Below are 24595 nucleotides of genomic sequence, written 5' to 3'. Positions count from 1 at the left end.
CAATTCAGCGACGTTACAGACGGCCTAGATCATTGACCAGAGCGAGCAACATCACTCCGACCACCAAACTGATACCGATCTGTATCCCCCAACCTTGCACCCGATCCGACAAGGGACGACCACGCGCCCACTCAATCAGATAAAACAACAAATGCCCCCCATCCAGCACAGGAATGGGCAGCAAATTCAGAACCCCCAGGCTAATACTCAGATAAGCAAGGAAATTCAGGAAATCAGCGACGCCCGACTGGGCCGAAGCGCCCGCCACTTTAGCAATGGTTATCGGTCCACTCAAGTTTTTTACCGAGAGCTCGCCGAACAACATTTTCTTCAGTGAATCGAGGGTCAGCAGGCTCATGGTCCAGGTGCGTTGAGCCCCCTCTCCAATCGCGGCCAAAGGACCGTAACTGACCTCGCGAATCATCTCCGGCGGCCAATCGACCGCTTTCACACCAGCCCCCAGATAGCCACTCGGTGCCTTTTTCTCGCCGCGTGCAGCCAGCGTGACAGGGACGTCGATTTGAGCACCATCGCGCTCGACCCGCAGCATGATTTTGGTATCAGGACGCATACGGACGGTATCGACCACCTGCTGCCAGTCATCCAGCGACTTGCCATCGAGGGCCAGCAACCGGTCACCCATTTTCAGGCCGGCGGCCTGCGCCGGGCCTTTCGGATCAAGTTCCGCCAAAACCGGTGGCAGCGCCGGACGCCAAGGACGAATCCCCAGCGATCGAATCGGATCAGGCTCGTCTGCGCCCTTGAGCCACTTATCCAGTGTCAGTTCACGGGGCGAATCAATCGAGGAGCCTTGTTCACGGACCAGCACCTGCAGGGAACCACTTTCCCCCAGACGACGAACCAGTTGCAAATTCACCGCCGCCCAGCCGGAAGTCGGCTCGCCGTCGATCGAGATGATTTCCTGGCCCGCGCTCAAACCCGCCTTGGCGGCAATACTGCCGGACTCAACTGCACCGATGACCGGGCGTACCTGCTCGCTACCGAGCATGGCCAGCACCCAGAAGAACGCGAACGCCAACAAAAAGTTGGCGATCGGCCCGGCCGCCACGATCGCAATGCGCTGACGGACCGATTTGCGATTGAAGGATTGATCGACCTGATCGACCGGGACCTCGCCCTCACGCTCATCGAGCATCTTCACGTAGCCGCCCAGCGGGATCGCAGCCACCACGAACTCGGTGCCCTGCTTGTCGTACCAGCGCAGCAACGGCATGCCGAAGCCTACGGAGAAACGCAGCACCTTGACCCCACAGCGACGCGCGACCCAGAAATGGCCGAACTCGTGGAAGGTGACCAGCACGCCCAAAGCCACCAGGGTGCCGACAATCATATAGAGCGCGCTCATCTACTTTCTCCGCATTCCTATCTGGTGCTGCAAGGGCCAACGCATTGCAACACTTACCGCCCGTGACGACTCAGCCACTGTTCGGCCAGCACACGCGCCTTCGCATCTGCCGCAAACACTGCTTCCAGATCCTTCACTGCTACCACAGGCTCGAGATTGAGTGTTTCTTCGATGATACTCGCGATTTCCGGGTAACGAACCCGTCCGTCGAGAAACGCCGCAACGGCAACCTCATTTGCCGCATTCAGCATTGCCGGGGCGCTGTTGCCCGCCTCGGCGGCCTGACGGGCCAGGCGCAGACAAGGGAAACGCTCTTCATCCGGCGCCTGGAAGTCCAGACGGGCGACGGCAAACAGGTCAAGCGGTGGCACACCCGAATCGATTCGTTCAGGCCACGCCAGCGCATTGGCGATTGGCGTGCGCATGTCCGGATTGCCCAACTGGGCCAATACCGAGCCATCGATGTAATCGACCAGCGAATGAATCACGCTCTGCGGATGAATCACCACTTCAACCTGGGACGGCTTGGCATCGAACAGCCAGCAGGCTTCGATCAACTCAAGCCCTTTATTCATCATGCTGGCGGAATCAACCGAAATCTTGCGTCCCATGGACCAGTTGGGGTGAGCACAGGCCTGTTCGGGTGAAACATGCGCCAGCTCCGCCAGGGGTGTCTGACGGAACGGTCCGCCGGAAGCTGTCAGCAAAATCCGACGCACACCGACCGCGCCAAGACCACGGGCAAAATCCTGCGGCATGCACTGGAAGATCGCGTTGTGCTCACTGTCGATCGGCAGCAACACCGAACCGCTCTTGCGAACGGCCTGCATGAACAGTGCACCGGACATGACCAGTGCTTCTTTGTTGGCCAGAAGAATCTTCTTGCCGGCTTCGACCGCTGCCAGTGTCGGACGCAGCCCCGCCGCTCCGACAATGGCCGCCATGACCGCATCCACTTCAGGATCGGCAGCGACCTGACACAAACCTTCCTCGCCCACCAGCACACGGGTCGAAAGGCCTGCCGCACTCAAGTCATCCTGCAACGCGCGAGCGGCACCGGCCTCAGGCACGACGGCGAATCGCGGGGTATGACGCACACACAGTGCCAGCAATTCGTTTAAACGGGTAAAACCGCTCAAGGCAAACACTTGATAACGCTCGGGATGACGAGCGATGACATCGAGGGTGCTCAGACCGATCGAGCCGGTCGCCCCCAGAACGGTAATCTGCTGAGGGCGGCTCATGGTGCAGCCATCCACAACAGTACGGCAAACACGGGAATGGCCGCGGTCAGGCTGTCGATCCGGTCCAGTACCCCGCCGTGACCAGGCAGCAGATTGCTGCTGTCCTTGATCCCGGACTGGCGCTTGAACATGCTTTCGGTGAGGTCGCCCACGACCGAAATAAACACGATCACGGCCGCGCCGATCAAGCCCTTGAACAGCTCGGCAACGGTCCAGTCACGAACGAATCCGACAATGACGGTAATGACCAGACTCAGGACCAAGCCGCCGTAGACGCCTTCCCAGCTCTTGCCTGGACTGACCTGCGGCGCCAGCTTGCGCTTGCCGAAGGCCCGGCCGGAAAAATACGCGCCGATATCGGCACCCCAGACCAGCACCATCACTGCCATGATCAGCCAGTTGCCCAAGGGGTACTTCTTGATCTCTACCAGGCCCTGCCAGGCCGGCAACAGAATCAACAGGCCGATTACCAGCTTGCAAGCTGCGCTTGCCCATAGCTCGCTGGAGCGTGGATACGTCAGCACCAGATAGGTGGCGACCCCCCACCAGAGTACCGAGGCGCCCAACACCCAAGGCGCGAGGCCAGGCAGAAGATGCATGACAAACAGCATCAATGCGACAACCGTGGCGTAGGCCACGCGCATCGGCTGGGCATTGAAGCCCGCCAGACGCGCCCACTCCCATGCACCGAGGGTCACGACCAACCCGATGAACAGCGCAAAGCCGGACCCCTCGAGCAGGAAAAACCCGCCCAGGGCAATCGGCAGCAGGATCAGCGCAGTGATGATTCGTTGTTTAAGCATTAAATCCGGGCTCCAGCCTCGACCTGCTCGCTCGTTTTACCGAAGCGACGCTGGCGAGATGCGAAATCGGCCAGCGCGTTACGCATGGCGTCGTGTTTGAAGTCCGGCCAGAAAAGGTCGGAGAAGTACAACTCGGCATAAGCCAGCTGCCACAGCAGGAAGTTGCTGATGCGGTGCTCGCCCCCGGTTCGGATGCACAAGTCCGGCAACGGCAGATCGCCTGTAGCCAGACAGGTTTGCAGCAGGTCCGGGGTGATGTCCTCCGGACGCAAATGTCCGGCCTGTACTTCCCGCGCCAGCCGCTGTGCGGCCTGTGCGATATCCCACTGACCGCCGTAATTGGCAGCGATCTGCAGGACGAAGCGATTGGCGCCGACAGTCATCGCCTCGGCTTCACGCATGGCTGCCTGAAGTTCCGGATGAAAACGCGATCGATCGCCAATGATGCGCAAACTGATGTTGTTATCGTTCAGGCGCTTGGCCTCGCGACGCAATGCCTTGAAGAACAGATCCATCAGGGCACTGACCTCGTCGGCCGGCCGCTGCCAGTTTTCACTGGAGAACGCGAACAGGGTCAATACTTCGACCCCTTCTTCGGCACACACCTCGATAACCGCGCGAACTGCATCCACACCCGCTTTATGCCCGGCGACACCCGGCATAAAGCGTTTTTTCGCCCAGCGATTATTACCATCCATGATGATCGCGACATGGCGCGGCACCGCGGACGGTGCAGTCTGCTTAGTCTTATCCATTAAAAACGTGACCCTTATACGGCCATCAGGTCTTTTTCTTTCTGCGCCAGATCAGCGTCGATCTTGGCCACGAACTTTTTGGTCAAATCATCGATTTCGCCTGTGGCGCGACGCTCTTCGTCTTCGCTGATTTCTTTTTCCTTGACCAGATCCTTGAGCTGGCTGTTTGCATCACGACGGATGTTGCGCACTGCAACACGGGCGTCTTCGGCAACATCGCGAGCCTGCTTGGTGAAGCCTTTGCGGGTTTCTTCGGTCAGGGCAGGCATGGAGATCAGCAACAACTCACCCAGGTTGGTCGGGTTGAGGTTCAGACCGGCGCTACCGATGGCCTTGTCGACGGCACCCAGCATGTTGCGCTCAAAGGCAACGACTTGCAGGGTACGGGCGTCTTTAACAGTGATGTTCGCCACTTGTTTGATGGGGGTATCGGCACCGTAGTACGGCACCATCACACCTTCCAGAATGCTTGGGTGCGCCTGGCCGGTACGAATACGGCCGAAGTTGTGCGCCAGCGATTCCACGGATTTCTGCATGCGCTCTTGAGCGTCTTTCTTGATTTCATTGATCATTGTTGGCCTTCCTCGATCAGGGTCCCTTCAGCGCCACCATGCACGATGTTCAGCAGGGCGCCGGGCTTGTTCATGTTAAATACGCGCAACGGCATCTTATGGTCGCGGCACAGGCAAATGGCCGTCAGATCCATAACACCCAGCTTGCGATCCAGCACTTCATCGTAGGTCAGATGATCGAACTTCTCGGCATGCGGGTCTTTGAACGGGTCAGCGGTGTAGACGCCATCGACCTTGGTTGCCTTGAGCACGACATCGGCATCGATTTCGATCGCACGCAGGCAGGCGGCCGAGTCCGTGGTGAAGAACGGGTTGCCGGTACCGGCAGCGAAAATTACCACGTCCTTGGAGTTCAGGTGACGCATGGCCTTGCGACGATCGTAATGATCGGTCACGCCTACCATGGAAATGGCCGACATCACGATGGCCGAGATATTGGCACGTTCCAGCGCATCGCGCATGGCCAGGGCGTTCATCACAGTGGCCAGCATGCCCATGTGGTCACCGGTGACCCGATCCATGCCGGCCTTGCTCAGGGCTTCCCCGCGGAACAGGTTGCCGCCGCCGATCACCAGACCGACCTGGACACCGATGCCGACCAGCTGGCCAACTTCCAGCGCCATGCGATCCAGAACCTTCGGATCGATCCCGAACTCTTCCGAGCCCATCAGGGCCTCGCCGCTAAGTTTGAGTAGAATGCGTTTATAGCGAGCCTGATAACCACTGCCCTGCTGAGCCATTGCGAATCTCTCCTGCGGCGTATTTTAAAAATTCTTTGCGAGCTGTTTTCAGCTGGCGTTCACTCTAGCGTGGCGCTGCTTCAGCGCCATCGGAACATGGCTTTGTAAGCCAGTTCCAATAGGAAACCAATAAAAATTGGTGGCCCATCTGAAAAGAGGCTGCGCGCGTGAGCGGGCAGCCTCTTCAGGGCGACAGTTATAAAACCGTCTTATTGCTTGGCGGCAGCCAGCTGTGCGGCAACTTCTTCAGCGAAGTTGTCTACTGGCTTCTCGATGCCTTCGCCAACCTTGAAGTAGGTGAAGGAAACGATTTCAGCGCCGGCTTTCTTGGCCAGAGCACCAACGGTGACTTCCGGGTTCATGACGAAAGCTTGCTCGACCAGGCTGGCTTCAGCCAGGAACTTGGTGATACGGCCGGCGATCATCTTCTCGACGATTTCAGCTGGCTTGCCTTTCATCTTGTCTTCGTTCAAAGACATGAAGACGCCCTTTTCGCGCTCGATGGCTTCTGGCGAAACCTGCGATGGCAGCAGGAACTCAGGGTTGCTTGCCGCCACGTGCATGGCGATTTCCTTGGCCAGCTGGACGTCGCCGCCCTTCAGGACAACAGCAACACCGATCTTGTTACCGTGCAGGTAGGTGCCGACAACGTCGCCCTCTACGCGCACCAGGCGACGGATGTTGACGTTTTCGCCAACTTTGGCCACCAGGGCTTCACGAGCCGATTCCTGAGCGGCGATCAGCGGAGCTGCGTCGGTCAGTTTTTCGGCGAAGGCTTTTTCTACGCTGGCAGCAACGAAGTTCTTGAAGTCGTCTTGCAGGGCCAGGAAGTCGGTCTGCGAGTTCACTTCCAGCAGTACGGCGGACTTGTCGTCAGCCTTGATGGCGATGGCGCCTTCAGCGGCAACGTTGCCTGCTTTCTTGGCTGCCTTGATGGCGCCCGAAGCACGCATGTCATCAATGGCTTTCTCGATGTCGCCGCCAGCCTTGGTCAAGGCCTTTTTGCAATCCATCATGCCTTCGCCGGTACGCTCGCGCAGTTCTTTGACCAACGCTGCAGTAATCTCTGCCATTTCAAAATTCCTCTTGGATAGGTTATCAACCATTCCACCCGATCGAACGGGCGTTCAATTCTTCCCGAACCACCCTTGTTAGCTGCCGCACATTACAAATAAGGCAGTGGGCGCCGACAAATGGTTTTCGAGGTGGCAAAAAGGGGGCCAAGCCCCCTTTTTGCTTACTGAGTCAACGCCAGGGCGTCAATTACTCAGCTGCAGCTGCCGGAGCTTCTTCAACGAACACTTCGGTGCCGCCAGCAACGTTGTTGCGACCACGGATAACAGCGTCAGCCATCGAACCCATGTACAGCTGGATAGCGCGGATTGCGTCATCGTTGCCTGGGATGATGTAGTCAACGCCTTCCGGGCTGCTGTTGGTATCGACTACGCCGATAACCGGGATGCCCAGCTTGTTGGCTTCGGTGATCGCGATGCGCTCGTGATCAACGTCGATAACGAACAGAGCGTCTGGCAGACCGCCCATGTCCTTGATACCACCCAGGGAACGATCCAGCTTTTCCAGGTCACGGGAGCGCATCAGCGCTTCTTTCTTGGTCAGCTTGGCGAAAGTACCGTCTTCGGCTTGTACTTCAAGGTCACGCAGACGCTTGATGGAAGCACGGATGGTTTTGAAGTTGGTCAGCATGCCGCCCAACCAGCGGTGATCGACGTACGGCGAACCGCAACGTGCTGCTTCTTCAGCAACGATCTTGCCAGCGGAACGCTTGGTGCCGACGAACAGAATCTTGTTTTTGCCCTGGGCCAGGCGCTCTACGAAAGTCAGAGCTTCGTTGAACATTGGCAGGGTTTTTTCAAGGTTGATGATGTGGATCTTGTTACGCGCGCCGAAAATGTATTTACCCATTTTCGGGTTCCAGTAACGGGTCTGGTGACCGAAGTGCACACCGGCCTTCAGCATATCGCGCATGTTGACTTGGGACATGATAGTTCCTTAATAAGTCGGGTTTGGCCTCCACGTATCCCAATGACCAACCAGCAGCATCAGCTGAAGGCACCCAGGTCATCGTGTCGACACGTGTGTGGATTTAGGCTTTTCGGGGCATCCCCGGAAAGCGGCGCATTTTATATCACAGGGCAGGGAAAAACGGAACCCGGATTCTGAAATCCGGGCGGGCGTGGCATTCCGCCCCTTGGAATCGGCCCAGAATGCACCATTCTATAGAGAGAAGCGATGCACAGAGGCGCCGAATTGCGCCGAGCGTCTGTTAGAATCGCGTTTTTCAGGGCCGCGAAATTCGATCGCGCAACGCCCATTCCGTTTGTAAAGCGCCGCCTGGCGCAGAGAGAGCCTGTATGACCGTCACCCTCAAAACCCCCGAGGACATCGCAAAAATGCGCATCGCCGGCAAACTGGCCGCCGATGTGCTGGAAATGATCGCCGAACATGTCAAACCGGGCGTGACCACCGAAGAACTCGACCGCATCTGCCACGATTATATTGTCAACGAGCAGAAGGCTATCCCTGCCCCTCTCAACTACAAGGGCTTCCCGAAGTCCATCTGCACCTCGATCAACCATGTGGTCTGCCATGGCATCCCGAACGAGAAACCGCTGAAGGATGGCGACACCCTGAACATCGACGTCACCGTCATCAAGGACGGTTACCACGGCGACACCAGCCGCATGTTCCACGTCGGTACTGTACCGGTCTGGGCCGAACGCCTGTCGCAAGTGACCCAGGAATGCATGTACAAGGCCATTCAACTGGTCAAGCCGGGCTGCCGCCTGGGCGATATCGGCGAAGTGATCCAGAAACACGCCGAGAAGAACGGTTTCTCGGTGGTTCGCGAGTTCTGTGGCCACGGCATCGGTAAAGTCTTCCACGAAGAACCGCAGATCCTGCACTACGGCCGCGCCGGCACCGGCATGGAACTGAAGGCCGGCATGACTTTCACCATCGAACCGATGATCAACCAGGGCCGCGCCGACACCAAGGTGCTGGGTGACGGCTGGACTGCGATCACCAAGGACCGCAAGCTGTCGGCACAATGGGAACACACCCTGCTGGTGACCGAGACCGGTTACGAAATCTTCACCTTGCGCAGCGATGACACCATCCCGCGCGCATCGGCCTGATCCAACCGCACAGCTCCCAGCCCTATAGAGGAAAGCCAATCGATGCCGCAGGTGGATCCCGAACTCTTCGACCGCGGCCAGTTCCAGGCTGAACTGGCCCTGAAGGCAAGCCCCATCGCGGCCTTCAAGAAGGCGATCCGCCAGGCCCGCGAGGTGCTCGACGGACGCTTTCGCAGCGGTCGGGACATTCGCCGGTTGATCGAGGATCGCGCCTGGTTCGTCGACAACATCCTGCAAAAGGCCTGGGAGCAGTTCAACTGGAGTGAAGACGCCGATATAGCCCTGGTGGCGGTGGGCGGCTACGGTCGCGGCGAGCTGCACCCCTACTCCGACATCGATTTGCTGATCCTGCTGGACAGCGCCGACCATGAAGTCTTCCGCGATTCCATCGAGCGTTTTCTGACGCTGCTGTGGGACATCGGCCTGGAAGTCGGTCAGAGCGTGCGCTCGGTCGAAGAGTGCGCCGTCGAGGCCCGCGCCGACCTGACGGTGGTGACCAACCTGATGGAGAGCCGCACCATCACCGGGCCGGAGCACCTGCGCCAGCGCATGCTGGATGTCACCAGCACAGCGCACATGTGGCCGAGCAAGGACTTCTTCCTGGCCAAACGCGCCGAGCAGAAGGCCCGCCACCACAAGTACAACGACACCGAATACAACCTGGAACCCAACGTCAAAGGTTCGCCTGGCGGTCTGCGGGATATCCAGACGATTCTCTGGGTGGCCCGTCGCGAGTACGGCACCCTGAACCTGCGGGCACTGGCGGGCGAAGGCTTCCTCGTGGAGAGCGAAAACGCCCTGCTGGCCTCCTCCCAGGAGTTTTTGTGGAAAGTGCGTTACGCCTTGCACATGCTCGCCGGGCGCGCCGAAGACCGCCTGCTGTTCGATCACCAGCGCACCATTGCCAAGCTGCTGGGATTCGAAGGCGACGACGCCAAACAGGCCGTCGAAAACTTCATGCAGCAGTATTATCGGGTGGTGATGAGCATTGCCCAGCTCAGTGACCTGATCATCCAGCACTTCGAGGAAGTCATCCTCGCGCCGGAAGATGAGGCGCCGCCACAGCCGATCAACTCGCGATTCCAGCTGCACGATGGTTACATCGAGGCGCGCAACGACAACGTGTTCCGCCGCACCCCGTTCGCCATGCTGGAAATCTTTGTGCTGATGGCCCAGCAGCCGGAAATCAAAGGCGTGCGCGCCGACACCATTCGTCTGCTGCGGGAAAACCGCCACCTGATCGACGACGATTTCCGCAACGACATCCGCAACACCAGCCTGTTCATCGAACTGTTCAAGTGCAAGATCGGCATCCACCGCAACCTGCGCCGGATGAACCGTTACGGCATCCTCGGGCGCTATCTGCCGGAGTTCGGATTCATCGTCGGACAGATGCAGCACGACCTGTTTCACATTTATACGGTCGATGCGCACACCCTGAACCTGATCAAACACCTGCGTAAGTTGCAGTACACCCAGGTGTCGGAAAAGTTCCCGCTGGCCAGCAAACTCATGGGCAAGCTACCCAAGCCCGAATTGATCTACCTGGCCGGCCTGTATCACGACATCGGCAAGGGCCGGCATGGTGACCACTCGGAAATCGGCGCCGTGGACGCTGAGGCGTTTTGCCAGCGTCACCAACTTCCCGTGTGGGACAGCCGCCTGATCGTCTGGCTGGTGCAAAACCATTTGCTGATGTCGACTACCGCCCAGCGCAAGGACTTGTCCGACCCGCAGGTGATCCACGATTTCGCGCAGATCATCGGTGACGAAACCCACCTCGACTATCTGTACGTGCTGACCGTCGCCGACATCAACGCCACCAACCCGACGCTCTGGAACTCCTGGCGCGCCAGCCTGTTGCGTCAGCTCTACACCGAGACCAAACGCGCATTGCGACGCGGCCTGGAAAACCCGGTGGACCGCGAAGAGCAGATCCGCCAGACCCAAAGCGCCGCTCTGGACATCCTGGTGCGAGGCGGCACCGATCCGGACGATGTCGAGCAGTTATGGGCGCAGTTGGGTGACGACTACTTCCTGCGTCACACCGCCGGCGACGTCGCCTGGCACACCGAAGCGATCCTCCAGCAACCCGCCGACGGCGGGCCGCTGGTACTGATCAAGGAAACCACGCAACGGGAATTCGAGGGTGGCACGCAGATTTTCATCTACGCGCCGGACCAGCACGACTTCTTCGCCGTGACCGTGGCCGCGATGGACCAGCTCAACCTGAACATCCACGATGCCCGGGTGATCACCTCCAGCAGCCAGTTCACCCTCGACACTTACATCGTGCTCGACACCGACGGCGACTCGATCGGCGATAATCCGGCGCGGGTCAAGCAGATCCGCGATGGCCTGACCGAAGCCTTGCGCAACCCGGACGACTACCCGACGATCATCCAGCGACGGGTACCGCGCCAGCTCAAGCATTTCGCTTTCGCACCGCAGGTGACCATCCACAACGATGCGCAGCGCCCGGTGACGGTGCTGGAGCTGACAGCCCCCGACCGCCCTGGCCTGCTGGCGCGGATCGGCACGATCTTCCTGGAGTTCGACCTGTCGTTGCAGAACGCCAAGATCGCCACCCTCGGCGAACGCGTGGAAGACGTGTTCTTCATCACCGATGCCAACAATCAACCGCTGTCCGATCCACTGCTGTGCAGCCGCCTGCAGGATGCAATCGTTGAACAACTGAGCGTCAACCAGGAACCCGATATCAAACTGTCGCGCATCAGTATCTGATTCACCCCCACTTCTCCATTGTGGGAATGGGCCTATTTACCCAATGTGGGAGCGAGCCTGCTCGCGAAAGCGGTGGATCAGCACACAAGGATGTTGAACTGCCACCCTCTTCGCGAGCAGGCTCGCTCCCACAGTTTTGCGCCCGGACTGACACTCGAGCAAGCCCGCTCCCCTACAAGAGGCCCCCATGAACAACGCTTTGTCCCAGCTCCAGCCCTACCCGTTCGAGAAACTCCGCGCCCTGCTCGGTAGCGTCACGCCCAACCCGGACAAACGCCCTATCGCGTTGTCCATTGGCGAGCCGAAGCACCGTTCGCCGAGCTTCGTCGCCGAAGCCCTGGCCAGTAATCTGGAAAAGATGGCGGTGTACCCGACCACCCTCGGTATCCCGGAGCTGCGCGAAGCCATCGCTGCCTGGTGTGAACGTCGTTTCAACGTCCCGAACGGCTGGATCGACCCGGCGCGCAACGTGCTGCCGGTCAATGGCACCCGTGAAGCCCTGTTCGCCTTCACCCAGACCGTGGTCAATCGTGGCGATGACGCGCTGGTGGTCAGCCCGAATCCGTTCTATCAGATCTACGAAGGGGCAGCCTTCCTCGCCGGGGCCAAGCCGCATTACCTGCCGTGCCTGGATGAAAACGGCTTCAACCCGGATTTCGATGCGGTGTCGCCGGACATCTGGAAGCGCTGCCAGATCCTGTTCCTGTGCTCGCCAGGCAACCCGACCGGCGCGTTGATCCCGGTCGAAACCCTGAAAAAACTGATCGCCCTGGCCGACGAACATGACTTCGTGATTGCCGCGGACGAGTGCTACAGCGAACTGTACTTCGACGAACAAACCCCGCCGCCGGGCCTGCTCAGCGCCTGCGCGGAACTGGGCCGCAAGGACTTCAAGCGCTGCGTGGTGTTCCACAGCCTGTCCAAGCGCTCCAACCTGCCGGGCCTGCGTTCCGGTTTTGTTGCTGGCGATGCGGACATCCTCAAAGGCTTCCTGCTCTATCGCACCTACCACGGCTGCGCGATGCCGGTTCAGACGCAACTGGCCAGCGTGGCGGCATGGAACGACGAAGTGCACGTGCGCGCCAACCGGGCGCTGTATCGCGAGAAATTCGACGCCGTACTGGAAATCCTCAGCCCGGTCCTGGACGTACAACGCCCCGATGGCAGTTTCTACCTGTGGCCGAATGTGGCCGGTGACGATGCAGCCTTCTGCCGTGACCTGTTCGAGCAAGAGCATGTGACGGTGGTGCCGGGTTCTTACCTGTCGCGGGATGTGGATGGCGTCAATCCGGGTGCCGGGCGTGTGCGCATGGCGTTGGTCGCGCCGTTGGCCGAGTGCGTTGAAGCCGCCGAGCGGATTCGCGATTTCATCCAGCGCCGCCGATAAATTCGGACCTGTAGGAGCGAGCTTGCTCGCGATGGACGTGAACGATAACGGGCGGCACCAGACACCCCGTGTCGTCCACACGTTCTTCGCGAGCAATCGAGCGTCTCCCGGCTGCTTTATTTCACCTGGCCAAGCTTGGCCTCGCTCAAATCCAGCTCCCCCAACACCTCACGCAACACGTCATCGCCAACCTGGTGCTGGCGGCTGAGGCTGTACAACTCCAGGCGCTGCGCCCGCAGCGCCTTCAAGCGTAACCGCCGCTCCAGCAGATCCATCTGAAACGCCAGGGCCTGGGCTTCGGCAGAATCGTTGAACACTTCCAGTTGATGGCGATACTCGGACATGATCCGCGCCTTGAGTTCGGCCGCCAGCGCCGCCTGAGTGGCGTCCTGCGGATTGACCTCTTCAGTTTCCAGCGCATGAATGGCGGCCTCGGCGGTCTTGCGCCAGGCGTCGCGCACTTCGTTGCGGCGTTTGTCGTCGGGGCTTTTCTCGATACCGCGCAGCAGCAACGGCAAGGCAATGCACGCGGCAATCAATGACAACAAAATCACCCCGGCGGCGATGAAGATCAGCAGGTCGCGCTCGGGAAATGCGCCGCCGCCCATGAGCATCGGCACCGACATCACACCCGCCAGCGTCACCGCACCTCGCACGCCACCGACGGTCAGCAACCAACAGGAGCGCGCGCTCGGCACCCGGGTGATCTCGTCCTTGCCGCGCAAGCGCCGAACAAAAATGGACAGGCGCCAGATGCTTTGCACCCAGACAAACCGCAACACCAGCAACACCAGGAAAATCGCCAGCACATCCAGGCAGCGATAAAGCAGTGTCGGCCACAAGGAAGGTTCGTGACTGGCCACAGCCTTGATGATGTCCGGCAACTGCAGGCCCAGCAGCAGGAAGATCAAGCCGTTGAAGGCGAACTCCAGCAATGACCAAACGCTGCGATTGAGCAGACGGGTGTTGGTCTGGCGCGGCAGCAGATCGAGCCAGCTTTGCATCATGCCCGCCGCCACCGCCGACAGAATGCCCGACGCGCCCACGCGCTCGGCCAGTACGTAAGCGGCAAACGGTAGCAACAACATGAACACGACGTGGGTGGCCGGGTCATCCCAGCCGCGGGCAATCATCCACGAGCGCAAACGCCCGACCAGCCAGCTCAACGCCACACCGATGGCCAGGCCACCGACCGCCACCAGCACGAAGGTCACGCTGGCGTTGGCCAGCGAGAACACGCCGGTCACCGCCGCTGCCAGGGCAAACTTGAAGGTCACAAGGCCCGAGGCATCATTCATCAACGCCTCGCCTTGCAGCATATGCATCAAGGGTGTCGGCAGGCGGTTCTGGGAGATCGCCGAAACCGCCACGGCGTCCGTGGGCGACAACACCGCCGCCAGGGCAAACGCCACCGGCAGCGGGATGCTCGGCAGCAACCAGTGAATGAAGTACCCGGCACCGACCACCGTGAATAGCACCAAGCCCACCGCCAGCGTCAGAATCGGTCCGCGCAAACGCCAGAATTCGCGTTTGGGCATGCGCCAGCCGTCGGAAAACAACAGCGGCGGCAGGAACAGAAAGAGAAACAACTCAGGATCCAGTGCCACATGCAGACCGAGCGTCGGCCAGGCGAGCAAGGCGCCAGCGGCAATCTGCACCAAGGGCAACGGCAGCGGAATCACCCGTCCGATCAGGCGCGAAACGCCAACCAACATGAGCATGATCAAGACGGTATAAGCGGTTTGCATAAAGCGGGGTTCCCGGAGAATCGACAGCATTGAGGCGTCATATTAGCCGCTTAGACTGCGTACGACCCTTGCACCTATGTCGCACCCTGGAACACCACAACACCTGTAGGAGCGAGCTCTGCTCGCGATGGACTGGAGAACGCCACGGGGTGTCAGGCTGGGCGCGTTATCGTTAACGACCATCGCGAGCAGAGCTCGCTCCTACAGGTTTTGCGTCTTGGGACACATACAAACCCGACCACAGCCGCCGCGAAACCGTCCGGTCATGGCATAATCCGACACCTTTTTTCTCCAGCACCTGTAAAGGGGGCGATTCCTTGACCGTTTCAAGCAAAACGTTGCACCTTTTCGGCATCAAAGCCTGCGACACCATGAAAAAGGCGCGCACCTGGCTCGATGAACACGCTGTCCGCTATGACTTTCATGATTACAAGGCGGTCGGTATCGACCGTGAACACCTGACCCAATGGTGCAACGAGCACGGCTGGGAAGTGGTGTTGAACCGTGCAGGCACGACCTTTCGCAAGCTCGACGACGAACGCAAAGCCGATCTCGACCAGTCGAAAGCCATCGAACTGATGCTCGCACAACCTTCGATGATCAAGCGCCCGGTGCTCGATCTCGGTGAACGAACCCTGATTGGCTTCAAGCCAGATATCTACGCGGCAGCTCTGAAGTAAGCGGCCCGTTTCAATTTGTTAGAGGTATCAACATGTCCACTACCCTGTTCAGCCTGGCCTTTGGTGTCGGCACTCAAAACCGTCAAGGTGCATGGCTGGAAGTGTTTTACGCTCAGCCATTGCTCAACCCGTCGGCCGAACTGGTCGCTGCCATCGCGCCGATTCTGGGCTACAGCGAAGGCAATCAGGCCATCGCCTTCACCACCGCCCAGGCGTCGCAACTGGCTGAAGCCGTCAAAGGCGTCGATGCAACCCAGGCTGCCCTGCTGACCCGTCTGGCCGAGAGCCACAAGCCACTGGTCGCCACCCTGCTGGCCGAAGACGCCCAGCTGTCGTCCACCCCTGAGGCTTACCTCAAGCTGCACCTGCTTTCCCATCGCCTGGTCAAGCCACACGGCCTGAACCTGGCTGGCATCTTCCCGTTGCTGCCGAACGTGGCCTGGACCAGCCAGGGCGCCATCGATCTGGCCGAGCTGGCCGAGCATCAGCTCGAAGCACGCCTGCGCGGCGAGCTGCTGGAAGTGTTCTCGGTGGACAAGTTCCCGAAAATGACCGACTACGTGGTTCCGGCCGGCGTGCGTATCGCCGATGCGGCACGTCTGCGCCTGGGCGCCTACGTGGGCGAAGGCACCACTGTGATGCACGAAGGTTTCATCAACTTCAACGCCGGCACCGAAGGCCCGGGCATGATCGAAGGCCGCGTATCCGCTGGCGTATTCGTCGGCAAGGGTTCGGACCTGGGCGGCGGTTGCTCGACCATGGGTACCCTGTCGGGCGGTGGCAACATCGTGATCAAGGTTGGCGAAGGTTGCCTGATCGGCGCCAACGCCGGTATCGGTATCCCGCTGGGCGACCGCAACACCGTCGAGTCGGGCCTGTACGTCACCGCCGGCACCAAAGTGGCGCTGCTGGACGAGAAAAACCAGTTGGTCAAAGTCGTGAAGGCCCGTGAACTGGCCGGTCAGACCGATCTGCTGTTCCGCCGCAATTCGGAAACCGGTGCCGTGGAATGCAAAACCCACAAATCGGCCATCGAACTGAACGAAGCGCTGCACGCTCACAACTAAGCGCCGCAGACTCTGTGGGAGCCCCTGTGGCGAGGGGATTTATCCCCGTCCGACTGCGCAGCAGTCGTAAACCCAACGCTCGCGGTGCATCTGACGCACCGCGTTTGCTGGATTTAGGTCCGCTGCGCGGCCCAACGGGGATGAATCCCCTCGCCACAAAGGCTCGCTCCTACAGGGGTCAGGCGTAAAGGCCGAACACCATGATGATTGCCTCCCCCTGGCGCGCCGATTTTCCGGCCATCGCCGCTCTGCAACGGCAAGACCAGACCTATCTGGACAACGCCGCCACCACGCAAAAACCTCAAGCCCTGCTGGATGCCCTGGCGCATTACTACGCCAACGGCGCGGCCAATGTGCATCGGGCGCAACACCTGCCAGGCGCCCACGCCACCCAGGCGTTCGAGGACAGCCGTCGCAAAGCCGCGCAATGGCTCAATGCCGGTGACAGCGGGCAGATTATCTTCACCCACGGCGCGACATCTGCGCTGAACCTCCTGGCTTATGGCCTGGAACCTCTATTCCATCCGGGCGATGAAATTGTCATCAGCGCCCTGGAACATCACGCCAACCTGCTGCCGTGGCAGCAACTGGCACACCGTCGCGAGCTGAAGCTGGTAATCCTGCCGCTGGATGCCGATGGCGTGATCGACCTTCAAGCCGCTACAGGGTTGATCGGCCCACGCACGCGCCTGCTGGCGATCAGCCAGTTGTCCAACGTGATCGGCGCCTGGCAACCCCTGCCCGCACTGCTGGCGATGGCCAAGGCGCATAACGCCTTGACCGTGATCGACGGCGCCCAGGGCGTGGTCCATGGCCGGCATGACGTGCAGGCACTGGGGTGTGACTTCTATGTGTTTTCCAGTCACAAACTCTATGGCCCCGATGGCCTGGGCGTGTTGTTCGGACGCAACGAAGCGCTGCAACAGCTGCGCCCCTGGCAGTTCGGTGGCGAGATGGTGCTGGACGCCAACTACCAGGACGCCCGCTTTCGTCCCGCGCCGCTGGGTTTCGAGGCAGGCACGCCGCCGATCGCCAGCGTAATCGGCTTGGGCGCGACCCTGGATTATCTCGCCGGGCTCGATCAGGACGCCGTGTCTGCCCATGAAGCGGCACTGCATGACTACCTGCTCAAGGGCCTGGAAGCGCGCAATGGCATCCGCCTGCTGGGCAAGCCGCAAGTGGCGCTGGCCAGTTTTACCATTGACGGTGTGCATAACTCGGATCTGGCGCATTTGCTGACCGAACAAGGGATCGCGGTGCGCGCCGGCCATCATTGCGCCATGCCCCTGCTTAAAAGCCTGCACCTGGCCGGGGCGATTCGGGTGTCGTTGGCGTTGTACAACGATTCCGAAGATCTGGAACGGTTCTTTGAAGCGCTGGATCAAGCGCTGGAGTTGCTGCGATGAGCTTGCCTGCCGAGGCCGTGACCGCTCTGGAAGCGTTTCAGAACGCACCTGGCTGGGAACAACGGGCGCGCCTGTTGATGCAATGGGGCGAACGTCTGCCCGCGTTGAGCGATGTCGACATGTGCGAGGCCAATCGAGTGCACGGCTGTGAAAGCCAGGTGTGGCTGGTGGGCGAGTTGCAGGATGGCCGCTGGCTGTTCAGGGCCAACAGCGATGCACGTTTGATTCGCGGCTTGGTGGCGCTGCTGCTGGCGCGGGTCAACGGGTTGTCGGCGGCCGGGTTGCAGCAGGTGGACTTGGCGGACTGGTTCAATCAGTTGGGGCTGGGCCGGCAGTTGTCCCAGTCGCGCAGCAATGGCTTGAATGCAGTGCTTCAGCGGATGAATGAGTTGGCTGCTTAACCATGTGGCGAGGGAGCTTGCTCCCGTTCGGCTGCGCAGCAGTCGTAAACCCTTAGCCTGGGTTTGCCTGAAGGAATGCAAGGGAGCGCTTCGCACTCCAGCGGGAGCAAGCTCCCTCGCCACAAAAACAAAGATACTAGGCAGGTTTGATCCGATCCGCCGGCCGACGCACACCCGCCACAATCTTGTCCACGGCCTTGGTCGCCGCGACCATGCCGAACGTCGCCGTCACCATCATCACCGCGCCAAAGCCTCCGGCGCAGTCGAGCTTCACGCCGTCGCCGACAAAACTCTTCTGCAGGCAAATGCTGCCGTCCGGTTTCGGGTAGCGCAATTGCTCGGTGGAGAACACGCACGGCACGCTGTAATGGCGGGTCACGGTGCGAGAGAAACCGTAGTCGCGGCGCAAGGTGGAGCGTACTTTCGAGGCCAACGGGTCGTTGAAGGTACGGTTCAGGTCGCAGACCTGGATCAGCGTCGGGTCGATCTGCCCGCCCGCACCGCCGGTGGTGATGATCTGGATCTTGCGGCGCTTGCACCAGGCGATCAGCGCCGCTTTGGCGTTGACGCTGTCGATGCAGTCGATCACGCAGTCGATATTCGGGGTGATGTACTCGGCCATGGTCTCGCGGGTGACGAAATCCGGCACTGCGTGCACCGTGCAGTCGGGGTTGATCCCGCGCAGGCGCTCAGCCATCACCTCGACCTTGGGCTTGCCGACCGTGCTGTCCAGCGCATGCAACTGACGGTTGGCGTTGCTGACGCAAACGTCGTCGAGGTCGAACAGCGAAATCTCGCCCACACCGCAACGGGCCATGGCTTCCGCCGCCCAGGAGCCGACGCCACCCACGCCAACGATCGCCACATGGGCCGCGCGCAGGCGCTCGAGCCCTTCGATGCCATACAAACGGGCGATGCCAGCAAACCGCGGATCTTCTGTACTCATGACCATTACCTAAAAAACCGGCGCGCATTATAGGGCCGTCGGGCGTCAAGCACATCATTACGCTATGACCGGACATCGTCCATAAAACTGCATCGAACGAAGATTTGCCCTACACGCTCTAACGAAAGAACTTAAATCGACTTGGATTGCCCAACGTCCGGCATTTCCCTGTCCGATGTACGTTCAGTGAATTACCGGTGTAGGATGCGCGCCCTCTTGGCGGCAGCCGATCGTTCCCTCGTTCCACAGCCTTTGGAACCCGAAATAACCATGTCATCGCGTAAATTTGGACTCAACCTGGTGGTGGTGCTCGCCATCGCTGCCTTGTTTACCGGCTTCTGGGCGCTGATCAATCGCCCGGTCACCACGCCCAACTGGCCCGAGCAAATTTCCGGCTTCTCGTATTCGCCGTTCCAGCAAGGTCAATTCCCACAGAAAGAACAGTATCCGACCGACGATCAGATGCGTCGCGACCTGGAGATCATGAGCAAGCTGACGGACAACATCCGTACTTACTCGGTCGACGGAACGCTGGAGAACATCCCCAAACTGGCGGAAGAATTCGGCCTGCGGGTGACGCTGGGGATCTGGATCAGTCCGGATCAGGAACGCAACGAGCGGGAGATCACCCGCGCCATCGAAATCGCCAATTCTTCGCGCAGCGTCGTCCGCGTCGTTGTCGGTAACGAAGCCATTTTCCGTAAGGAAATCACCGCTGCCGAACTGAGCGTGATCCTTGATCGCGTCCGCGCTGCGGTGAAAGTGCCGGTGACCACCTCCGAGCAGTGGCACGTCTGGGAAGAGCATCCGGAACTGGCCAAGCACGTCGACCTGATCGCCGCGCACGTTCTGCCTTACTGGGAATTCATCCCGATGGACAAGGCCGGGCAGTTCGTCCTCGACCGTGCCCGCGACCTGAAAAAGATGTTCCCGAAAAAACCACTGCTGCTGTCCGAGGTCGGCTGGCCGAGCAATGGCCGCATGCGCGGCGGCGCCGACGCGTCGCCGGCGGACCAGGCGATTTACCTGCGGACCCTGGTCAACAAGCTCAACCGCCAGGGTTTCAACTACTTCGTGATCGAAGCCTTCGACCAGCCATGGAAAGTCAGTGACGAAGGTTCGGTGGGCGCTTACTGGGGTGTGTTCAACGCCGCGCGCCAGCAGAAATTCAACTTCGAAGGCCCGGTGGTCGCCATTCCGCAATGGCGCGTGCTGGCCATCGGCTCGGTAGTGCTGGCTCTGCTGTCGCTGACCCTGCTGATGATCGACGGCTCGGCCCTGCGCCAGCGTGGCCGTACCTTCCTGACCTTTATCGCGTTCCTCTGCGGTTCGGTGCTGGTGTGGATCGGCTACGACTACAGCCAGCAATACAGCACCTGGTTCAGCCTGACGGTAGGATTCCTGCTCGCCCTCGGCGCGCTCGGTGTGTTCATCGTGTTGCTGACCGAGGCCCACGAACTGGCCGAAGCAGTCTGGATCCACAAGCGGCGCCGGGAATTCCTGCCGGTGGTCGGCGATTCGAACTATCGACCGAAAGTCTCGATTCACGTGCCCTGCTACAACGAGCCGCCGGAGATGGTCAAACAGACCCTCAACGCCCTGGCGAACCTCGACTATCCGGATTTCGAAGTCCTGATCATCGACAACAACACCAAGGACCCGGCGGTCTGGGAACCGGTGCGTGATTATTGCGAAACCCTGGGCCCGCGCTTCAAGTTCTTCCACGTCGCGCCATTGGCCGGTTTCAAGGGCGGTGCACTGAACTACCTGATCCCGCACACCGCCAAGGATGCCGAGGTAATCGCGGTGATCGACTCCGATTACTGCGTGCACCCGAACTGGCTCAAGCACATGGTGCCGCACTTCGCCGATCCGAAAATCGCCGTGGTGCAATCGCCGCAGGACTACCGCGACCAGAACGAAAGCACCTTCAAAAAGCTCTGCTACGCGGAATACAAAGGTTTCTTCCATATCGGCATGGTGACGCGCAACGACCGTGACGCGATCATCCAGCACGGCACCATGACCATGACCCGTCGCTCGGTGCTCGAAGAACTGGGCTGGGCCGACTGGTGCATCTGCGAAGACGCCGAGCTGGGCCTGCGGGTCTTCGAAAAAGGCCTGTCGGCGGCGTATTACCACGACAGCTACGGCAAAGGTTTGATGCCCGATACCTTCATCGACTTCAAGAAACAGCGCTTCCGCTGGGCCTATGGCGCGATCCAGATCATCAAGCGTCACACCCGCAGCCTGCTGCGCGGCAAGGACACCGAGCTGACCCGCGGCCAGCGCTATCACTTCCTCGCGGGCTGGTTGCCGTGGGTGGCGGACGGCATGAACATCTTCTTCACCGTCGGCGCGCTGCTGTGGTCGGCGGCGATGATCATCGTGCCGCAGCGGGTCGATCCGCCGCTGTTGATTTTCGCGATCCCGCCGCTGGCGCTGTTCGTGTTCAAGGTCGGCAAGATCATCTTCCTCTACCGTCGCGCGGTGGGCGTAAACCTCAAGGATGCATTCTGCGCGGCACTGGCGGGGCTGGCGTTGTCGCACACCATCGCCAAAGCGGTGCTGTACGGCTTCTTCACCAGCAGCATTCCGTTTTTCCGCACGCCGAAGAACGCCGATAACCACGGCTTCTGGGTGGCGATTTCCGAAGCCCGGGAAGAGCTGTTCATCATGCTGTTGCTGTGGGGCGCGGCGCTGGGGATCTTCCTGGTCAACGGTATGCCGAGCAACGACATGCGTTTCTGGGTGGCCATGTTGCTGGTGCAGTCGCTGCCGTACCTGGCGGCGCTGATCATGGCGTTCCTGTCGTCGCTGCCGAAACCGACCGCCGAAACCGAAACGGCACCAGCGGTCTAAATCTTCACCGATGCACTAAACGGCGGCCAATGGTCGCCGTTTTGCTTTAAGATAACCGCCATTTTGCGGGGCTTGGCGTGATATCCATCCCTGTGGGAGCCAGCCTGCTGGCGATGGCAATGTCACAATCACCATTTATGTTGACTGCCACACCGCCATCGCCAGCAGGCTGGCTCCCACATTTAGTCCGCGCCCATATTCAAGTTCTCCGGAGTTTTCCATGACGGCCCACGCCGACCTTTCGCCGACCCTTCAACTCGCCATCGATCTGATCCGCCGTCCGTCCGTGACGCCCGTCGACGCCGATTGCCAGAAGCAGATGATGCAGCGCCTGGGCGATGCCGGTTTTATGCTTGAGCCCATGCGCATCGAAGATGTGGATAACTTCTGGGCCACCCACGGCAAACACGACGGTCCGGTGCTGTGCTTCGCCGGTCACACCGACGTGGTGCCGACCGGTCCGGTGACCGCCTGGCAGATCGATCCGTTCAACGCCGTCATCGACGAGCACGGTATGCTCTGCGGCCGTGGCGCGGCCGACATGAAAGGCAGCCTCGCGTCCATGACCGTGGCGGCCGAGCGTTTCGTCGCCGACTACCCGGATCACAAGGGCAAGGTCGCTTTCCTGATCACCAGCGACGAAGAAGGTCCGGCACACCACGGCACCAAGGCGGTGGTTGAACGCCTGGCCGCGCGCAAGGAGCGTCTGGACTGGTGCATCGTCGGCGAACCGTCGAGCACCACCCTGGTGGGTGATGTGGTCAAGAACGGCCGTCGCGGTTCCCTGGGTGCCAAACTGACCGTGCGCGGCGTGCAGGGCCACGTGGCCTACCCGCACCTGGCGAAAAACCCGATCCACCTCGCCGCCCCGGCTTTGGCCGAACTTGCCGCCGAGCATTGGGACCATGGCAACGATTTCTTCCCGCCGACCAGTTTCCAGATCTCCAACGTCAACTCCGGCACCGGCGCGACCAACGTGATTCCGGGTGACCTGGTGGCGGTGTTCAACTTCCGCTTCTCCACCGAGTCCACTGTCGAAGGCCTGCAAAAGCGCGTCGCCGACATCCTCGACAAGCATGGCCTGGACTGGCACATCGACTGGGCGCTGTCCGGCCTGCCGTTCCTCACCGAACCGGGCGCGCTGCTCGACGCGGTGTCGTCGAGCATCAAGGACATCACCGGCCGCGACACCAAGGCGTCCACCAGTGGCGGCACCTCCGACGGGCGCTTCATCGCGACCATGGGTACGCAAGTGGTTGAGCTGGGGCCGGTCAACGCGACCATTCACCAGGTCAACGAACGCGTGCTGGCAGCCGATCTCGATGTGCTGACCGAAATCTACTACCAGACCCTGATCAAGTTGCTCGCCTGATGCTCGCTTGCCCGATCTGCAGCGAACCGCTCAATGCGGTGGACAACGGTGTGGCCTGCCCCGCCGGGCATCGTTTCGACCGTGCGCGCCAGGGTTACCTGAACCTGTTGCCGGTACAGCACAAGAACAGCCGTGACCCTGGGGATAACCTGGCAATGGTCGAAGCCCGCCGCGACTTCCTCAACGCCGGGCATTACGCACCGGTGGCCAGGCGGCTGGCGGAGCTGGCGGCAGGTGTAGCGCCACAGCGTTGGGTCGACATCGGTTGCGGCGAGGGTTACTACACCGCGCAAATCGCCGAGGCCTTGCCAGACGCCGATGGCTACGCCCTGGACATTTCCCGGGAGGCGGTCAAGCGCGCCTGCAAGCGCAACCCGCGGCTGACCTGGTTGATTGCCAGCATGGCCCGCGTGCCGTTGGCGTCGGGCAGTTGCCAGTTCCTGGCCAGCGTTTTCAGTCCACTGGACTGGAACGAAGCCAAACGCCTGCTCAGCCCCGGCGGCGGCCTGATGAAAGTCGGACCCACCAGCGGCCACCTGATGGAACTGCGCGAGCGGCTGTACGACGAGGTCCGCGAATACACCGACGACAAGCACCTGGCTCTGGTGCCTGAAGGTATGGCGTTGCAACACAGCGAAACCCTGGCATTCAAATTGACGCTCGCCAGCGGTCAGGACCGGGCGAACCTGCTGGCCATGACGCCCCACGGCTGGCGTGCCAGTGCCGAACGCCGGGCAGCGGTCATCGAACAGGCGGAGCCATTCGAGGTCACCGTCTCGATGCGCTACGATTATTTCGTTCTTCAATAATTACTAATTTTGGTCTTGAGCAACGGCTCAAGGCCGGCTAAATCCGCGAATGGATTTTTCAGACACGCAGTGAGGACATCCATGCGCCAGCCCGATATCGAGATTTACCTGAAAGACGCCGACGTCGACCACAAAGCCGTCTCCGCCTGGCTCGGCGAGGCATTGGGCCCGTGCACCGACTGGGTGCAGAAAGGCCAGACCTACAAGTGCAAGGCCGGTAACGTGCCGGTGACCTGGTTGCCCAAGGCCGTTGGAAAATGGAACAGCCTGTACCTGGAAAGTGACCAGACCCCGTGGGAAGACGACATCGCCTGCGCCCGCGCCGCGTTTGCCGCGCTGAACGTCGAAGTGCGCTGCGCGCCGGGCAGCTGGGTCGAGGAAGAAGGTGAGGAGACGGCTGATCGCTGGATTCGCATCAGCGCCGACGGTGAAGAAGAAATCACCTGGAAAACGGCTTAACCCCGTACACAAACCAACTGTGGGAGCGAGCCTGCTCGCGAAGGCGGTGAGTCATTCAACATTGATGTCGACTGATCC

At 60.5% G+C, this 24595-nt stretch carries 21 protein-coding genes; 11 read left to right on the top strand and 10 right to left on the bottom strand.

The window, feature by feature from the left end:
* Positions 1-13: 13 nt before the first annotated feature.
* The 8 genes from rseP to rpsB form a co-directional block, all read right to left on the bottom strand.
* A complete protein-coding gene (gene rseP / locus ACW9HW_RS04215) occupies positions 14-1366 on the bottom strand; it encodes a sigma E protease regulator RseP (RefSeq protein ID WP_457398558.1) in 1353 nt (450 codons plus the stop codon).
* A gap of 53 nt (positions 1367-1419) precedes the next feature.
* Positions 1420-2610 (bottom strand): 1-deoxy-D-xylulose-5-phosphate reductoisomerase, encoded by a 1191-nt coding sequence (gene ispC / locus ACW9HW_RS04210; protein ID WP_095197089.1) that lies wholly within the window; start codon positions 2608-2610, stop codon positions 1420-1422.
* Complete coding sequence (locus ACW9HW_RS04205; RefSeq protein ID WP_457398554.1) at positions 2607-3413, bottom strand: phosphatidate cytidylyltransferase; 807 nt, start codon at positions 3411-3413, stop codon at positions 2607-2609. The genes ispC and ACW9HW_RS04205 overlap by 4 nt, the downstream gene beginning before the upstream one ends.
* On the bottom strand, positions 3413-4168 hold the full coding sequence (gene uppS, locus ACW9HW_RS04200) for a polyprenyl diphosphate synthase (RefSeq protein WP_095197091.1): 756 nt from the start codon (positions 4166-4168) through the stop codon (positions 3413-3415). The genes ACW9HW_RS04205 and uppS overlap by 1 nt, the downstream gene beginning before the upstream one ends.
* Positions 4169-4182: 14 nt before the next feature.
* Positions 4183-4740, bottom strand: a complete 558-nt coding sequence (frr, locus tag ACW9HW_RS04195; RefSeq protein WP_095197092.1) for a ribosome recycling factor — start codon at positions 4738-4740, stop codon at positions 4183-4185.
* The gene (pyrH, locus tag ACW9HW_RS04190; RefSeq protein ID WP_003222124.1) at positions 4737-5480 is read right to left on the bottom strand and encodes a UMP kinase; all 744 of its coding nucleotides are present in this window, start codon (positions 5478-5480) and stop codon (positions 4737-4739) included. Before pyrH ends, frr begins: the two co-directional genes overlap by 4 nt.
* A gap of 209 nt (positions 5481-5689) precedes the next feature.
* Positions 5690-6553, bottom strand: coding sequence for a translation elongation factor Ts (tsf, locus tag ACW9HW_RS04185; protein ID WP_075946741.1), 864 nt, complete (start codon positions 6551-6553; stop codon positions 5690-5692).
* A 190-nt stretch (positions 6554-6743) separates the two neighbouring features.
* Positions 6744-7481: a 30S ribosomal protein S2 gene (gene rpsB, locus ACW9HW_RS04180; RefSeq protein WP_008057307.1), complete on the bottom strand. Its 738-nt coding sequence runs from the start codon at positions 7479-7481 to the stop codon at positions 6744-6746.
* Positions 7482-7852: 371 nt separating this feature from the next.
* Here rpsB and map point away from each other — a divergent pair, with 371 nt between their 5' ends.
* From map to dapC, 3 genes are all read left to right on the top strand, one after another.
* On the top strand, positions 7853-8635 hold the full coding sequence (gene map, locus ACW9HW_RS04175; RefSeq protein ID WP_095197093.1) for a type I methionyl aminopeptidase: 783 nt from the start codon (positions 7853-7855) through the stop codon (positions 8633-8635).
* A gap of 42 nt (positions 8636-8677) precedes the next feature.
* Positions 8678-11380 (top strand): [protein-PII] uridylyltransferase, encoded by a 2703-nt coding sequence (locus ACW9HW_RS04170; RefSeq protein ID WP_095197094.1) that lies wholly within the window; start codon positions 8678-8680, stop codon positions 11378-11380.
* A 187-nt stretch (positions 11381-11567) separates the two neighbouring features.
* Positions 11568-12767, top strand: a complete 1200-nt coding sequence (gene dapC, locus ACW9HW_RS04165) for a succinyldiaminopimelate transaminase (protein WP_095197095.1) — start codon at positions 11568-11570, stop codon at positions 12765-12767.
* Positions 12768-12883: 116 nt separating this feature from the next.
* Here dapC and ACW9HW_RS04160 read toward each other — a convergent pair whose 3' ends face one another.
* The gene (locus ACW9HW_RS04160) at positions 12884-14515 is read right to left on the bottom strand and encodes a Na+/H+ antiporter (protein WP_457398549.1); all 1632 of its coding nucleotides are present in this window, start codon (positions 14513-14515) and stop codon (positions 12884-12886) included.
* 317 nt (positions 14516-14832) lie between these two features.
* Here ACW9HW_RS04160 and ACW9HW_RS04155 point away from each other — a divergent pair, with 317 nt between their 5' ends.
* The 4 genes from ACW9HW_RS04155 (at position 14833) to ACW9HW_RS04140 (ending at position 18069) form a co-directional block, all read left to right on the top strand.
* Positions 14833-15195, top strand: a complete 363-nt coding sequence (locus ACW9HW_RS04155) for an ArsC family reductase (protein WP_095197097.1) — start codon at positions 14833-14835, stop codon at positions 15193-15195.
* A 32-nt stretch (positions 15196-15227) separates the two neighbouring features.
* Positions 15228-16262, top strand: a complete 1035-nt coding sequence (gene dapD, locus ACW9HW_RS04150) for a 2,3,4,5-tetrahydropyridine-2,6-dicarboxylate N-succinyltransferase (RefSeq protein ID WP_095197098.1) — start codon at positions 15228-15230, stop codon at positions 16260-16262.
* Positions 16263-16462: 200 nt separating this feature from the next.
* Positions 16463-17668: an aminotransferase class V-fold PLP-dependent enzyme gene (locus ACW9HW_RS04145; RefSeq protein ID WP_457398546.1), complete on the top strand. Its 1206-nt coding sequence runs from the start codon at positions 16463-16465 to the stop codon at positions 17666-17668.
* Positions 17665-18069, top strand: a complete 405-nt coding sequence (locus tag ACW9HW_RS04140; RefSeq protein ID WP_457398543.1) for a SufE family protein — start codon at positions 17665-17667, stop codon at positions 18067-18069. The genes ACW9HW_RS04145 and ACW9HW_RS04140 overlap by 4 nt, the downstream gene beginning before the upstream one ends.
* Before the next feature lie 136 nt (positions 18070-18205).
* Here ACW9HW_RS04140 and tcdA read toward each other — a convergent pair whose 3' ends face one another.
* A complete protein-coding gene (gene tcdA, locus ACW9HW_RS04135) occupies positions 18206-19015 on the bottom strand; it encodes a tRNA cyclic N6-threonylcarbamoyladenosine(37) synthase TcdA (RefSeq protein ID WP_457398540.1) in 810 nt (269 codons plus the stop codon).
* 270 nt (positions 19016-19285) lie between these two features.
* Between tcdA and ACW9HW_RS04130 the strand changes: the two genes are divergently transcribed.
* From ACW9HW_RS04130 to ACW9HW_RS04115, 4 genes are all read left to right on the top strand, one after another.
* Positions 19286-21877 (top strand): glycosyltransferase, encoded by a 2592-nt coding sequence (locus ACW9HW_RS04130; protein ID WP_095197102.1) that lies wholly within the window; start codon positions 19286-19288, stop codon positions 21875-21877.
* A gap of 220 nt (positions 21878-22097) precedes the next feature.
* Positions 22098-23249 (top strand): succinyl-diaminopimelate desuccinylase, encoded by a 1152-nt coding sequence (gene dapE / locus ACW9HW_RS04125; protein WP_207262606.1) that lies wholly within the window; start codon positions 22098-22100, stop codon positions 23247-23249.
* Positions 23249-24058 carry a putative RNA methyltransferase gene (locus ACW9HW_RS04120; RefSeq protein ID WP_095197104.1) on the top strand — a complete coding sequence of 270 codons (810 nt, stop codon included), beginning with the start codon at positions 23249-23251 and terminating at the stop codon, positions 24056-24058. Before dapE ends, ACW9HW_RS04120 begins: the two co-directional genes overlap by 1 nt.
* An 81-nt stretch (positions 24059-24139) precedes the next feature.
* A complete protein-coding gene (locus tag ACW9HW_RS04115) occupies positions 24140-24517 on the top strand; it encodes a hypothetical protein (RefSeq protein ID WP_137804693.1) in 378 nt (125 codons plus the stop codon).
* Positions 24518-24595 lie beyond the last annotated feature (78 nt).

Source organism: Pseudomonas sp. SDO5532_S415 (genome assembly GCF_054071155.1).
The sequence above is the reverse complement of the archived record's forward strand: the minus strand, read 5'-3'. Positions and strand labels throughout refer to the sequence as shown.

Excerpts from the sequence above, each read along its gene's own strand:
- rseP (WP_457398558.1), bottom strand. The coding sequence starts at position 1,366 with ATGAGCGCGCTCTATATGATTGTCGGCACCCTGGTGGCTTTGGGCGTG.
- ispC (WP_095197089.1), bottom strand. The coding sequence starts at position 2,610 with ATGAGCCGCCCTCAGCAGATTACCGTTCTGGGGGCGACCGGCTCGATC.
- ACW9HW_RS04205 (WP_457398554.1), bottom strand. The coding sequence starts at position 3,413 with ATGCTTAAACAACGAATCATCACTGCGCTGATCCTGCTGCCGATTGCC.
- uppS (WP_095197091.1), bottom strand. The coding sequence starts at position 4,168 with ATGGATAAGACTAAGCAGACTGCACCGTCCGCGGTGCCGCGCCATGTC.
- frr (WP_095197092.1), bottom strand. The coding sequence starts at position 4,740 with ATGATCAATGAAATCAAGAAAGACGCTCAAGAGCGCATGCAGAAATCC.
- pyrH (WP_003222124.1), bottom strand. The coding sequence starts at position 5,480 with ATGGCTCAGCAGGGCAGTGGTTATCAGGCTCGCTATAAACGCATTCTA.
- tsf (WP_075946741.1), bottom strand. The coding sequence starts at position 6,553 with ATGGCAGAGATTACTGCAGCGTTGGTCAAAGAACTGCGCGAGCGTACC.
- rpsB (WP_008057307.1), bottom strand. The coding sequence starts at position 7,481 with ATGTCCCAAGTCAACATGCGCGATATGCTGAAGGCCGGTGTGCACTTC.
- map (WP_095197093.1), top strand. The coding sequence starts at position 7,853 with ATGACCGTCACCCTCAAAACCCCCGAGGACATCGCAAAAATGCGCATC.
- ACW9HW_RS04170 (WP_095197094.1), top strand. The coding sequence starts at position 8,678 with ATGCCGCAGGTGGATCCCGAACTCTTCGACCGCGGCCAGTTCCAGGCT.
- dapC (WP_095197095.1), top strand. The coding sequence starts at position 11,568 with ATGAACAACGCTTTGTCCCAGCTCCAGCCCTACCCGTTCGAGAAACTC.
- ACW9HW_RS04160 (WP_457398549.1), bottom strand. The coding sequence starts at position 14,515 with ATGCAAACCGCTTATACCGTCTTGATCATGCTCATGTTGGTTGGCGTT.
- dapD (WP_095197098.1), top strand. The coding sequence starts at position 15,228 with ATGTCCACTACCCTGTTCAGCCTGGCCTTTGGTGTCGGCACTCAAAAC.
- ACW9HW_RS04145 (WP_457398546.1), top strand. The coding sequence starts at position 16,463 with ATGATGATTGCCTCCCCCTGGCGCGCCGATTTTCCGGCCATCGCCGCT.
- ACW9HW_RS04140 (WP_457398543.1), top strand. The coding sequence starts at position 17,665 with ATGAGCTTGCCTGCCGAGGCCGTGACCGCTCTGGAAGCGTTTCAGAAC.
- tcdA (WP_457398540.1), bottom strand. The coding sequence starts at position 19,015 with ATGAGTACAGAAGATCCGCGGTTTGCTGGCATCGCCCGTTTGTATGGC.
- ACW9HW_RS04130 (WP_095197102.1), top strand. The coding sequence starts at position 19,286 with ATGTCATCGCGTAAATTTGGACTCAACCTGGTGGTGGTGCTCGCCATC.
- dapE (WP_207262606.1), top strand. The coding sequence starts at position 22,098 with ATGACGGCCCACGCCGACCTTTCGCCGACCCTTCAACTCGCCATCGAT.
- ACW9HW_RS04120 (WP_095197104.1), top strand. The coding sequence starts at position 23,249 with ATGCTCGCTTGCCCGATCTGCAGCGAACCGCTCAATGCGGTGGACAAC.
- ACW9HW_RS04115 (WP_137804693.1), top strand. The coding sequence starts at position 24,140 with ATGCGCCAGCCCGATATCGAGATTTACCTGAAAGACGCCGACGTCGAC.